Genomic DNA, 13,110 nt, shown 5'->3' on the forward strand with positions numbered 1-13,110 from the left:
GTTGTCATGGTCAAACAAGAGAAGCATGGACTGCAGGTAGATCAGGCGCTGGTAACGTTTCTGGAAGCCCGGGTGCTCCCGGAAACAGCCGTCGATTCCGCGTCCTTCTGGAAGGGGTTCGCCTCCTTAACGGAAGAACTGGAGCCGGAAATCAACCGCTGTCTTCACCGGCGAACCGAGCTGCAGGAGGCACTGGATTCGTATCACCTGAAGCATCCAGGCAGACCCGATCCGGCCCATTATCAATCGTACTTAAAGGAGATCGGCTACCTGGAGGAACCGCCGGAAGTTCAGCCGGTGACAGCCGCAGCGCTCGATCCGGAAGTCTTCGAGCAGGCAGGACCGCAGCTGGTCGTTCCCTTGACGAACGCCCGCTACGTGCTTAATGCAGCAAACGCCCGGTGGGGCAGTCTCTACGACGCGCTGTACGGGTCAGATGTCATTTCCGACGTCAACGGCGCCGAAGCCGGAACGGCATATAATCCGGTGCGGGGGGAGAGGGTCATCCGTTTCGCCAGACTGCTGCTCGATGAGTGGCTGCCGCTGGAACAGGGGAGTCATGCCGATGCAGCCTCGTACGATGTAGAAGAAGGGGAACTGGTCGTCCAGCTGGAGGAAAGCAGCATCCGTACACGACTTCAGGATCCCGCACAGTTTCTCGGGCCGACGGAAAACGGCGGACGGATGTTCCGTCACCACCGGCTTCACATAGAAATGCAGGTCGATCCGGGACACCCAGTCGGCAGGCAGGACCCAGCCGGTGTGAAGGATATTCTCATGGAAGCGGCACTCACGTCGATCATGGACGCCGAGGATAGTGTGGCGGCGGTGGATACCGAGGACAAGCTGCTCGTCTACAGCAACTGGCTCGGTTTGATGGATGGAACACTCGAGACCGAGATGGAAAAGGGAGGACGGACGTTCACCCGGAGGCTTGCGGAAGACCGGACGTACATCGACCGGGACGGCCGGGAGCAGCAGCTGAAAGGCCGCGCGCTCATGCTCATCCGAAACGTCGGACACCTGATGAAAACAGACATGGTGACGTGGAACGGGCAGCCGGTGTCGGAAGGTATCGTGGATGCCGTCGTTACTGCCGCCGCAGCCATGATCGACCGGAAAAAACGGCGCAACTCCGAACATGGATCCATGTATATCGTGAAGCCGAAAATGCACGGAACGGCAGAGGCTGCCCTGACCAACGAGCTGTTTTCGAAAGTGGAAACCCTGCTCGGGCTTCCGCAGCAGACGATAAAAGTCGGCGTCATGGATGAAGAAAGACGAACGTCGCTGCACCTGGATGGCGCTATTCAAGCCGTAAGGGAACGCATTTTTTTCATCAACACCGGTTTTCTCGACCGGACCGGGGATGAGATCCATACTTCGTTCCTTTCAGGGCCGCTGCTGCGGAAACAGGAAATGAAACAGGCAGACTGGTTCCTTTCCTATGAAGAAGCGAACGTAACGAAGGGGCGGAAGGCCGAACTGCATAAAAGCGGTCAGATCGGCAAAGGCATGTGGCCGATGCCGGATGAAATGAAACAGATGGTGGAACAGAAGAACGGGCAGCTGCTCGCCGGAGGAACGACCGCCTGGGTACCGTCACCAACGGCTGCTGTGCTGCATGCCCTTCATTATCATGATGTGGATACGGCGAACGTGCAGCCGCCGGAGAACGACGGGAAGGCCATGCTTGAGATTCCGATTGCCGAACCCGGCTGGAGCAGGGAAGAAATCCGCTATGAAATGGAGACGAACGTCCAGGCCGTGCTCGGCTACGTCGTCCGCTGGGTGGAACACGGCATCGGCTGTTCCAAAGTCCCGAATCTGGAAGGTACCGGACTGATGGAAGACCGGGCCACACTCCGCATCGCCAGTCAGCTCATGGCAAACTGGCTCCATCAAGGAATTTATACCGAAGCGGAGCTGACGGAGGTTATGGAGAAAATGGCAGCACTCGTGGATGCACAGAATGCGCACGACCCGGACTACCGGCCGATGATGCCGGAGCCGGAACAATCGGCTGCCTACCGCGCCGCCCGGGCCCTCATAGTCGAGGGGAAAAAGCAGCCGAACGGGTATACCGAACCGATTCTGCACGAATACCGGAAAGCATATAAAGAAGCGCAGAAGCAGACACTGTAAACAAACCAAAATCAGGAGAGGGGAAATGAGAAATGAAGACGCAGGAGAGAACATCGGGGATCATGTTGGCACAGCGTTGGATGGACGAGCAGCGGAAGCAGGGGCGCAGCGAGGAAGAGATGATGCGCACGATGTTCGTTTACGAGGATGCGGTGATGGAAATCATCACCGACGAACACGGAGAGATGCAGATCGAAGCGCAGAAGCCGGAGCAGCTCGTCATTTTCCGCTCTCCGGAAGAGCGGAAAGACCCGGGGCACATCTGCCGCTGCTGTACGATGGAGCACGACAATGAAAAAGAAGCGATGCAGTGCTGTGCTTTCATCGATGATTAAAAAATTTGTCACGTCTGTTATATAACATATGAATAATTTGTTTTTTGTTTAGTACAGAGGGGCGGGCACTGCCTTCCCCCTCCACCATAAAAAAGGAGATGGGATAAACATGAAGAAGGAACAGCAGATGCAGGAAATGTGGGAGTCCGGACGATTTCAAGGAGTAGAACGACCGTATTCAACGGAAGACGTGATGCGCCTGCGCGGCTCGGTGCAGATCGAACATACCCTGGCTGAGCTCGGTTCCGAGCGGCTCTGGCAGCTGATGCAGGACAAGCCTTACGTCCATGCTCTCGGTGCACTGACAGGGAACCAGGCAATGCAGCAGGTGAAAGCCGGCCTCGATGCCATTTACTTAAGCGGGTGGCAGGTGGCAGCTGATGCCAACCTCTCCGGTGAAATGTACCCGGACCAGAGCCTCTACCCGGCGAACAGCGTGCCGCATGTTGTGAAGCGGATCAACCAGACTTTTCAGCGGGCGGACGAGATTCAGACAGCAGAAGGAACCGGCGACACGTACTGGTTTGCACCGATCGTGGCCGACATGGAAGCCGGCTTCGGCGGACCGCTCAACGTCTTTGAACTGACGAAACAGATGATCGAAGCCGGCGCTGCCGGGGTCCACCTTGAGGATCAGCTGTCTTCGGAGAAAAAGTGCGGCCATCTCGGCGGCAAAGTGCTGCAGCCGACGCAGGTAGCTGTCCGCAACCTGATTTCAGCCAGGCTGGCAGCGGATGTGAGCGGGGTTCCGACGGTGATCATTGCCCGCACCGATGCCAACGCAGCGAATTTGATTACGAGCGACATCGACGAATACGACCATCCGTTCCTCACCGGCGAGCGCACGCCGGAAGGGTTCTACCGCACAAATCCGGGGATTGAACAGGCGATCAGCCGTGGATTGGCTTATGCTCCTTACGCAGATCTCATCTGGTGTGAAACGAGCGAGCCGGATCTGGAGGAGGCGAAGCGCTTTGCCGATGCGATTCATGCCGAGTACCCGGATAAGCTGCTTGCCTACAACTGCTCTCCGTCCTTCAACTGGAAGAAGAAGCTCGATGACGACACGATCGCGAGCTTCCAGGAGGAACTCGGGAAAATGGGGTATAAGTTCCAGTTTGTCACGCTTGCCGGCTTCCATGCGCTGAACCACAGCATGTTTGAGCTGGCAGATGGATACCGTGACCGCGGCATGGCTGCCTACTCGGAGCTCCAGCAGCAGGAATTTGCGGCCGAGTCCCGCGGCTACACGGCGACGAAGCATCAGAGAGAAGTCGGAACCGGCTACTTTGATGAAGTAGCGCAGGTCATCTCCAGCGGCACGTCTTCCACCACGGCTCTGGCCGGATCGACCGAAACAGCGCAGTTCTAGATGTAAAAACGAGCAAAGCCGCTGCAGAAACGAGCAGGACCCTCTTCTTTCCTATCCGGGAAGGAGAGGGTTTTTGGCGTCGTGTTATTTCCGCACTTTCAGCATTGGATAACAGTTCAACCAATGGAGGCCATACAGGAAGGGAGCGAATAGCATCCGGAACGTTTCACGTGAAACATGAGCGTACGCACTGAGCCTCAAACGAAACGAGCCGTCCAAGGATCCTTGGACGGCTCGTTGAGCGTGAAGACACGGATGCCGGACGACGCGGTTAACGGTCCGTTCCAGCCTGCTGCGGCGGCTGTTCCCAGTTGTAGTTCTCGTACTCCTGGTCCGGGTACTTCCGACGGATGATACGGCGGAAGGACAAGACGGTCAGGGCGATCGACAGCATCACCAGGGCAATGCCGAACGCCTGCCACCAGGTCAGGACATCCTGCAGGACGAACACGCTCAGCATGACGGAGATAACGAGCTCGGTCGAAGAAAGGATGGCGGCCCTGCTCGATTCAATATATTTCAGCCCCATCGTAAACAAAATGTAGGCTGCAAGCGTCGAAATAAGCGTGATGCCCGTGATAGGCAGCAGAAGCGAACCGTCGGTCAAGGTACCGGTGTGCTCCCACACCCCACTCGTCGGGAACGAGACGAGCGCCCCGCCTGCCAGCGCATAGCTCGTGATCGTCAGTGGATGATAACGGCCGCTCACGAACTTGCCGATCAAGCTGTAGGAAGAACAGAACAGCCCTGCGAGCAGGCCGATGAAGACGATCGGCCACGTGATCGTCATGTTCCCAGCCGGAAACAGGCCGATGGCAAACGCACATCCGAGGATCGTCAGCATGATCGCCACATTTTTCTGGAGGGTGAGTTGTTCTCCGTACACGAACCGGGCGATGAGCGCAGCGAAAATCGGCGACGTGTAGACGAAAACGACCGCGATGGCCAGCGAGGCTTGTTCCATGACGATGAAGTAGAAGCCGTTAAACAAGGCCATGCCGCATACACCGAGCAGAATGAGCACCGGCATGTCTCGAAGCCGGATGCGCAGGTGGTGCCTGGCTGTCAGCAGGAGAAACGTAAGAAGAATCAACGCGGAAACCGTGTGCCGGACGGTCACGACCTGCCACGGACTGAAGCCGGCATCATACAGCTGCTGCACAAACAGTCCTGTCACTCCCCAGCAGGCAGCACCTCCAATGACAAACACATACCCAGCAGCCTGATTCCACATCCGGATCCCTCCTTGTAAACGTCTGTTACCGCTAACGTACCGCAGAGGTGCAGGCAAAAGCAACATACTTTTTCAATATAGTTTCTTCGCGAGGGGGAAGCTGTGATACAGTAGGGTCAGAAACGATTAAAGGGGTAATGGCAATGAATCTTGTGAAACCGCTCCTCTGGATCAACTTCATCGGCAGCCTCGGGGCCCTGCTCGTGTACGTCTTTACATACGAACAGCTCGATTATCGGGAGGACTTCCTCGTGCTCGTCGGGCTGTTCGCCGGTGTAAGCGCAGTCGGGCTGCTGCTGCAGCGGAAGCTGGAAAAAGAGCATCAATAACGAACAAGAGCGCAGCGGCATCTGCTACAGCAGACGCTCGTTGCGCTTTTCCATTCGTGCAAGGTGATAGGCAAATCGCTCTTCTTCCTCGGGGGAAAAGGTGTGCACCCCGATTTCCTCACTGTTGGCTTTAAGCGCCCGGAGTATGCGCCCGGTGACCTCATCGACGGTGATCGTGCTTCCGGTGATTTCTGTCAGCGACGCCATGCAGGACGGTTCAATGTCCGGATAATGATACTTCACCGGTCCATCTGCCGCGTAGTCGTAAAACCCGCGGATCAGCTCCGCCCGCGCGGCGCCGCTTTCCTGCAGGGCGAGGTAGATCTGGACGGCAATACCGCCGCGGATGCGGCGCTGGGAGATGCCGGCGAACTTCTTTCCGTCCACGCTCAAGTCATAGCGTCCGGGGCAGTAGGAGGCCGCAATCTCGCCATCTTTGATCCGGCTGCCAAGTTCCGGGAAGAGGCCGCGGGTAAAGGAAACCATCGCTTCGTAGCCCTCGTCAATGGAGAGTGAAGCCTGCTCGGGGAACAGGAGCGACAGGTTGTACACGGTCGGATCCAGTACGACGGCCAGTCCGCCGGAATTGCGGACGATGACGCGGTAGCCGTTCATCCGGAGAAAATCCACGCCGGCATCGATCGATGGGAGCCGGCTGTCCTGGATGCCGAGCACGACCGTATTATGGTGGACCCACGTGCGGGCGATGCCGGTTGCTTCCATGCGGCCGACGGATTCACACAGCGTATCATCGGCCGCAAACGAGCGCATCGGATTCATCGAGAGGCCGGTCACAGACTGATCCATGACGAGCCACTGATCCTGTTTTAAAGCAGAGGGAATAGCAAACATAAGATTCGTTCCTTTCTTGGTTCGTCAAAAAACAGGAGATAATGAGGGAAGAAAGAAGGTCTCTATCTTCCTTCAACACATCCTGCAGCACACGCGCTCGGTGCTTCTGATCGCGCCTTTGTCAGAAGCATACGTACCGGACCAGCGGGCGCTCGGCGCTGCTGGTCCACAATCGCGGTTCATTATATCATATCGCGGATTGTCCGGGGGAGAAGAGAAAGGTACAATAGAAGCAGTTCATTCAGGAGACAGACAGGGTATAGAAAACGAGGTCCGCGCGCCCACCACCGGGAACGGTCCGGAAAGGCTGGCACCAGGGTGCTTCTCTTCCGCGGGCGGCTGCAGGGCCATCCGGGACTCGTACCCTTCCGCCCTGTGCCGGATGCATCCGGCAGTATTCCGCAACAGAAAAAGAGACTGGAGGAGACAGGCATGGCACGTCCCGACGGACACCTGGAAGAAGAGAAAGTATTCAAAGATCCTGTGCACCGCTACATACATGTACGTGACGAATTGATATGGGAACTGATTGCAGCAAGGGAATTTCAGCGGCTGCGCCGGATCCGGCAGCTCGGGACGACGTACCTGACCTTCCACGGGGCCGAGCACAGCCGTTTCACCCACTCGCTCGGCGTCTATGAAATCATGCGCCGCATGGTGGAGAACCTCGAGAAGAAGATGACGTGGGACCCGGATGAGCGGCTCGTCTGCCTTGCAGCTGCCCTGCTGCACGACATCGGACACGGTCCCTTTTCCCACTCGTTTGAGAAAGTTTTTCAGACCGACCACGAAGAATGGACACAGGCGATCATTACCGGTGATTCAGAAGTGAACGCTGTGCTGTCCCGGATGGGGGAGGACTTTGCAGGCCGCGTGGCAGACGTCATTGCGAAGACGTATGACAACAAGCTCATTGTAAGCCTGATTTCGAGTCAGATCGACGCCGACCGGATGGACTACCTGCTCCGGGATGCGTTTTATACGGGCGTGAGCTACGGCCAGTTCGACATGGAGCGGCTGCTGCGCGTCATGCGGCCGGAAGAAGATCAGGCCGTGTTCAAACACAGCGGGATGCACGCCGTAGAAGATTATATTTTGAGCCGGTACCAGATGTACTGGCAGGTCTACTTTCACCCGGTGACCCGCAGTGCTGAAGTCATTTTGAGCAGGATTTTGAACCGGGCGCGTGAACTGCTGGAAGAGAACTACGAATTTCGGCAGCAGCCGGTGCATTTCGTTTCGCTGTTCAATGCAACGATGACGCTGGAGGATTACGTGCGGCTGGACGAATCCATTATCTTCTATTATTTCCAGGAATGGGTGAAGGAAACCGACCCGATCCTGAGTGATCTCTGTACGCGCTTCATGGACCGGCATTTGTTCAAGTATGTCGAATGTGATCCGAGTCAGCAGATGCTCATCTGGCCGGAGCTGCAGGAACTGTTCCGAAAAATTGGACTTCATCCGTCCTACTATCTCGTGATTGACTCCTCCTCCGACCTCCCGTATGATTTTTACCGGCCGGGGGAAAAAGATGAACGCATGCCGATCCACCTGCAGATGCCGGATGGATCGCTGCGGGAGCTCTCCCGTGAATCGGACATCGTCGAAGCCATTTCAGGAAAAAAGCGCACGGATCATAAATTGTACTTTCCAGCGGACCTGCTGGAGGACCAGACCACATTTGCGGAAGAGAAGCAGCGAATTTTGACGCTGCTGCACCAACAGGAGGGATCATAATGCTGCAGGAACATGCCAAGCTGCTCGCGATGATGCAGCACACAGGGGAAATCGTCGGACGAAAGAAGCTGCAGAAGCTCGTTTACATAGCGAAGCAGATGAATCAGCCCTTCCGCGAAAAATACCAGTTCCATATGTACGGCCCGTATTCCGAAGAGCTGACGCTTCAGGTGGAGGAAATGTGCCAGGCACAGTTCGTCTCCGAAGAACGCGAGAAAAAATCCGGCTACTACCAGTACCGGTACAGCCTGACCGAGCAGGGGAAAACGTTCGTAGATGCGGTACTTCCGGAAAGCACGGCGCTCGACAGCGCGCTGCTTGCCGAGCTGAATGAAGCCTCATCGAAATTTCTCGAGCTCGTCTCTACGATCCTGTACTTTGAGCATCTGCCGAGAGACGAGGTGCGTGCCAAAGTATACAAAGTGAAGGCCCGCCAGAATTACAGCGACGAAGACATGGACGAAGCGTTCGACTACATCGACAGGCTTCGCCGGCAGTAGAGATACGGATGCTTCTTAAAGAACGTAAAGAAACCAGCGCCGGGAAGGGGATTCCTTCCGGCGCTGGTTTTTCATCGCAGTATAAAAGCGGCTCCAGCCTTTGTGCTTACTGATCGCTGGCGCGGACACCGGCTTTCCCAAAGTTCTGCGGCTGCATTTCTTCAATCACGACAGAGACGCGCTCGGCGTCAGCACCGGTCGTGCTCGTCACAGCCTCCGTCATCTTTTCTACGAGCTCGCGCTTCTGCTCGTCTGTGCGTCCTTCCAGCATTTTGACTGTTACAATGGGCATACGTCATCCTCCTTTATCATACCGCTGTCGAACGTGGAACTGTATCCGTTCCGGCAGGCGGCTTCTGCATGGTTCCCAGTATAACGAATTCCGGAGAGGAAGACCAGCTGCACGCTGAACGGAGGCAGAAAAAGGAGGCTGGGTCAAAATCAGTATAGAAAGAAGCGCTTCGCCTTTCGGTGAGGGCTTTCTGTATGAGAGGGGGGGATCCTTCCAATGACAATCGCTTGCCGCGGGCAAGGCTTCAGCTAACCGTCTCAACTGCAGCGACGGGGCATCTTCAGCCCTTGCTTTTCCCGCAGGCGTCTCTTGTCTTTTCAGGATCGACCCCAGATAGAGACCGTACGGTCTTGATTTCTCCAGAACAAAAGCGCAGGGCGCCTTTTTAGTCGGAACGGCGTGCGGCGCATGAAGCCGCCGTCTTCTTGTATGAAATCTTATACATTCCTATACTTTTAAAAAAATACCTTCAGGTTAAGGTAGAACGACCACATTGAATCCATTTCGGTGCTTTCGAAAGAGAATCTACGGTCGGCGCAAAACCGACGTTGAAGCCGTTTTTGGATTTCTGTAGGAGCATATGCGTTTCGCCAGCATGTCGGTGAGGGGCAGAGCGAAGGTAAAACAGGAACTGGGATTTGCACGTATGGCCGTAAACGTGAGAGCGTTCACGGCCATGAGACAGATTCGGCATCATTTCTTACGAACAAAACGCTTTCGACGACCCCCTTTGGGTCATCGAAAGCGTTTATTACGTGCTCGAGAACGATTTCGTCACAGCCTCTTTTTTTCGTTCTATGCGCTGGCTCAGCCCTGCTTTACCTGCAGCTGCTCGTTTTCGACGGTTACGTGAATCACGTTGACCTCATCGTGCTCGAGCATCAGATCGGCGATGCCGTCTTCCACGTGCTCCGCGATGGCTCGTCGCAGGGGACGGGCACCGAAGGCCGGATCGTAGCCGATTTCTGCCAGCTTGGCTTTCGCTTCGTCATCCACGTGCAGCGTCATACCCTGCTCGGACGAGGCTTCGCGGATATCCACGAGCATCAGATCGACAATCTCCAGCAGGTTCTCCCGGCTCAGCTCCGAGAACTGCACGATGCCGTCAAACCGGTTGAGGAACTCCGGCTTGAAGAAGTCGGAGAGCGACTCCACGAGCTTCGACTGTGCTTCCTTCTCTTCGAGGCCGAACCCAACGGCCTGCTGTTTGTTGCCGGTACCGGCGTTCGTCGTCATGATGATCACGGTATCTTTGAAGCTCACGGTACGACCCTGGCTGTCAGTCAGGCGGCCGTCCTCCATGATCTGCAGGAACATATGCTGCACATCCGGATGCGCTTTCTCCATCTCGTCGAGAAGGATGATGCTGTACGGGCGGCGTCGGACGCGCTCGGTCAGCTGACCAGCTTCGTCATATCCGACATATCCCGGCGGCGACCCGATCAGCTTCGACACCGTATGCTTCTCCATATACTCACTCATATCAAACCGGATCATCGCTTCTTTGTCCCCGAACATTTCCTGCGCGAGCTGCTTGGAGAGTTCCGTCTTTCCAACGCCCGTCGGTCCGGCAAAAAGGAAGGAACCGATCGGCCGCGAACCTTTTCGCAGCCCTGCGCGGTTGCGGCGGATCGCCCGGGACACTTTGTTCACTGCTTCGCCCTGCCCGATGACGCTGGCATTCAGGCGTTCCGGCAGGTCGCGCATTTTCTGCTGTTCGTCCTGCTGCAGCCGGCGTACCGGAATGCCGGTTTTGTTCTCCAGAATTTCCTGGATGTGCTCGGCATCCACAACCGATTGTTTCGACGAGCCGATGTTGTCCAGCTGCTCCTGCAGCGAAGCTTCTTCGTCCCGGAGGCGGGCAGCTTCTTCATAGTTCTCCTGACGGGTGGCGCGTTCTTTTTCTGCCCGGACCTGCTCCAGACGGCTTTCCACGCTGCCGGTATCCGATTCGGCATCCAGCAGGTTGCGCTTGGAGCCGGCTTCGTCCATGAGATCAATCGCCTTATCCGGCAGGAAGCGGTCTTGCACATAACGGTCGGAGAGCGTGACGCAGGCGCGGAGTGCTTCTTCCGTGAACGATACGCTGTGGTAGGCTTCGTAGTTCGGCTGAAGTCCTTTCAGGATCTCCACGGCCTCTTCCATCGACGGTTCATGCACCATGACCGGCTGCAGCCGCCGCTCCAGCGCAGCGTCTTTCTCGATTTTGCGGTACTCTGCGAGCGTCGTTGCCCCGATGACCTGCACTTCGCCTCTTGCCAGCGCCGGCTTCAGCAGATCGCCTGCTCCGGAGGATCCTTCCGCCGCACCGGCGTTGACAATCTGGTGGATTTCATCGATAAAGACGATGGTATCCTGCTGCTCCTGCAGTTCTTTCAAGAGCTGCTTCATCCGTTCTTCAAATTGACCGCGGACGCCGGTGTTGGCGACAAGGGACCCGACGTCGAGCAGGTAGATCGTTTTGTTTTTCAGCTTGTTCGGGACAGTGCCTTCATGGATTTTGAGCGCCAGTCCTTCGGCAATGGCTGTTTTCCCGACACCCGGCTCACCAATCAGCACCGGATTGTTCTTGTTGCGCCGGTTCAATGTCTCTATGACGCGCTCGACTTCTTTTGTCCGTCCAATGACTGGATCAATCGCGCCTGAAGCGGCGGCATCAGAGAGGTTTCTTCCGAGTTCATCGAGCAGGGAAGCTCCGTCTTCCTGCGCCGGTGCTTCCTGTTCCATGCTGCCGAAGCCGTGTCCGGAATGCCCGGTTTGGCCGGAAGCGGACGGCTGCTGCATTTCCTGCTGAATGCCGCGGTAGCATGATTCACATACGTACATCTGCTGTTGGTTTCCATTGATGTTGAGCCGCAGCTGGACTCGTGCCTGTCGCTGCTGGCAGTGTTCACATCGTTTCATCATCCATCTCCTCCTTGGTTTCATTTCGTTGGATTTATTCATGTGTTTGACTTTGACTATATTTAACCTTTGATAATTTTATTATATACTGACCTTCTTTGACTTTCAACCTTGAGGACTTACTTTTTTAAAACTTTTGCGGAAAGGAAAGGGATGTCTGCCGGGAGATGCTGGTGACGTCGGTGGCTCTGTTGGAGGATGCGACCGGTAGATCATCCGTCCCTTCTGCCAGGACGTGCTGGACACGTACGACGGTTCAGAAGGCACCGCTTGCCAGCAGGCGCCTGCAGTATGATAAAATGGCAATAATGATTGTTTCAAGGAGGCGACCAGCATGAACGAAGAGGATCAGAAGAAAAACGAAAAGATCAAGAAAATGAGCGGCAGTTTCAATATTTTAAGCAATGACTCCACCGATGGACACGGAGGATACGGGGTCGGCACGATGAACTTAAACAACGTCACCCCTGTCTTCATCGATCCGGAAGGCGATGAGGCCTTTGTCGATATGGGGGCCCTTCATGCCCGCAGCGCGGTCGAAAAGCGGATCAAATTCCTGAAAGAGCGTGAGGCCGTTCCGAATGGCAAGCTGTTCTGGCTCGTCTGGGTGACGGTCGAACATATCGAAGGCAAGCCGGCGTACACCGGTGTCGGCGCCTGCGAAATGATTGTCGACCGGGAGATCCGCCGAGGGTATAAGAGCATGCCTGAACATGTGAACAACATGGATAAATCCTTAAAAGGCAAAATTATTGTCGATCACATGGATGATAAATCCAAGCAGGTGCTGCGGCGCTATTTGAAAGACTTCAACGAAGAGTTCTGGGAAGCTTCCACTGAAGAACTGAAGCAGGGACTCGGCGGAGAGTAAGCAGTGTGTGAGAAGGGAAGGAGCGTCTCCAGCGTCCGAGACGCTCCTCCTGCTTTTGATAAGAAGATAAGCTCGGCACCATGCCCATCCGGAAAGCCGGAAGGTACGCGCTGTTCTCTATTTGTTCACTTGTTTGTGAACAAACTGTGAAGAAGCTGGAGTTTTCTTGCGGACTGCTGCCGATTTTTAGTAGAATGAGGATTACACACACGCAACATGCTAAGACAGGAAAGCAGACGAAGGTGGACCCACACACATCCCTTTCGTCTGTTTTTCTTTTTGTGAAGGCTGGGTTATCGTTCCTTGTTCATTTTAGGTTCTACCGTACATGGTGGAGAAGTGGTTCCTTTCCATGGCATCTTTTCTTCCGTTTCAGGCGGCGCTGCCTTTGAGCGCCGCCGCAGGTCGCTGCTCTCATCAAATAACAACAAGCTTGAACAGAACTTTTGTGAAAAGAACCGCACGGATCGGTTTGTTTCGCAGGTTCTCTAAGAAAAGCAAGGATTCTTCGCACAGCGGCAAAGCTGCCGTTACGC

General features: G+C 55.6%; 11 protein-coding genes and 1 pseudogene. 8 read left to right on the forward strand and 4 right to left on the reverse strand.

Annotated features, from left to right (window positions below; all coding sequences use genetic code 11):
• Nucleotides 1-6: 6 nt before the first annotated feature.
• The 3 genes from G477_RS0116145 (at nucleotide 7) to aceA (ending at nucleotide 3,852) form a co-directional block, all read left to right on the forward strand.
• Entirely contained in the window at nucleotides 7-2,145 is a 2,139-nt protein-coding gene (locus G477_RS0116145; RefSeq protein WP_035212218.1) for a malate synthase G, read from the forward strand.
• Between the two features lie 32 nt (nucleotides 2,146-2,177).
• Nucleotides 2,178-2,480, forward strand: a complete 303-nt coding sequence (locus tag G477_RS0116150; protein ID WP_026698797.1) for a hypothetical protein — start codon at nucleotides 2,178-2,180, stop codon at nucleotides 2,478-2,480.
• 109 nt (nucleotides 2,481-2,589) lie between these two features.
• Complete coding sequence (gene aceA, locus G477_RS0116155; protein ID WP_026698798.1) at nucleotides 2,590-3,852, forward strand: isocitrate lyase; 1,263 nt, start codon at nucleotides 2,590-2,592, stop codon at nucleotides 3,850-3,852.
• 271 nt (nucleotides 3,853-4,123) lie between these two features.
• Here the strand turns inward: aceA and G477_RS0116160 are convergent, their stop codons facing one another.
• Nucleotides 4,124-5,086 (reverse strand): DMT family transporter, encoded by a 963-nt coding sequence (locus G477_RS0116160; protein ID WP_051288137.1) that lies wholly within the window; start codon nucleotides 5,084-5,086, stop codon nucleotides 4,124-4,126.
• Between the two features lie 143 nt (nucleotides 5,087-5,229).
• Here G477_RS0116160 and G477_RS0116165 point away from each other — a divergent pair, with 143 nt between their 5' ends.
• Nucleotides 5,230-5,415, forward strand: coding sequence for a hypothetical protein (locus tag G477_RS0116165; RefSeq protein ID WP_026698800.1), 186 nt, complete (start codon nucleotides 5,230-5,232; stop codon nucleotides 5,413-5,415).
• Nucleotides 5,416-5,439: 24 nt separating this feature from the next.
• Here G477_RS0116165 and G477_RS0116170 read toward each other — a convergent pair whose 3' ends face one another.
• Nucleotides 5,440-6,267, reverse strand: coding sequence for a lipoate--protein ligase family protein (locus tag G477_RS0116170; protein WP_026698801.1), 828 nt, complete (start codon nucleotides 6,265-6,267; stop codon nucleotides 5,440-5,442).
• A gap of 432 nt (nucleotides 6,268-6,699) precedes the next feature.
• Here G477_RS0116170 and G477_RS0116175 point away from each other — a divergent pair, with 432 nt between their 5' ends.
• Complete coding sequence (locus G477_RS0116175) at nucleotides 6,700-8,007, forward strand: HD domain-containing protein (RefSeq protein WP_026698802.1); 1,308 nt, start codon at nucleotides 6,700-6,702, stop codon at nucleotides 8,005-8,007.
• Nucleotides 8,007-8,507, forward strand: coding sequence for a YwgA family protein (locus G477_RS0116180; protein ID WP_026698803.1), 501 nt, complete (start codon nucleotides 8,007-8,009; stop codon nucleotides 8,505-8,507). The genes G477_RS0116175 and G477_RS0116180 overlap by 1 nt, the downstream gene beginning before the upstream one ends.
• Nucleotides 8,508-8,613: 106 nt before the next feature.
• Here the strand turns inward: G477_RS0116180 and G477_RS0116185 are convergent, their stop codons facing one another.
• Complete coding sequence (locus G477_RS0116185) at nucleotides 8,614-8,799, reverse strand: 2-hydroxymuconate tautomerase (protein ID WP_026698804.1); 186 nt, start codon at nucleotides 8,797-8,799, stop codon at nucleotides 8,614-8,616.
• 523 nt (nucleotides 8,800-9,322) lie between these two features.
• Here G477_RS0116185 and G477_RS21585 point away from each other — a divergent pair.
• Nucleotides 9,323-9,652 (forward strand): annotated as a pseudogene (locus G477_RS21585) (transposase); the annotation flags it as partial.
• On the opposite strand, the gene G477_RS0116190 reads toward G477_RS21585, so the two are convergent.
• On the reverse strand, nucleotides 9,607-11,703 hold the full coding sequence (locus G477_RS0116190) for an ATP-dependent Clp protease ATP-binding subunit (protein ID WP_026698805.1): 2,097 nt from the start codon (nucleotides 11,701-11,703) through the stop codon (nucleotides 9,607-9,609). The pseudogene G477_RS21585 and the gene G477_RS0116190 sit on opposite strands and share 46 nt — an antisense overlap.
• 334 nt (nucleotides 11,704-12,037) lie before the next feature.
• On the opposite strand from G477_RS0116190, the gene G477_RS0116195 reads away from it, so the two are divergent.
• Nucleotides 12,038-12,574, forward strand: coding sequence for a YwhD family protein (locus tag G477_RS0116195; RefSeq protein ID WP_026698806.1), 537 nt, complete (start codon nucleotides 12,038-12,040; stop codon nucleotides 12,572-12,574).
• Nucleotides 12,575-13,110 lie beyond the last annotated feature (536 nt).

The sequence above is a fragment of the Alkalicoccus chagannorensis DSM 18086 genome (assembly GCF_000429725.1).
Classification (GTDB): Bacteria; Bacillota; Bacilli; order Bacillales; family Salisediminibacteriaceae; genus Alkalicoccus; species Alkalicoccus chagannorensis.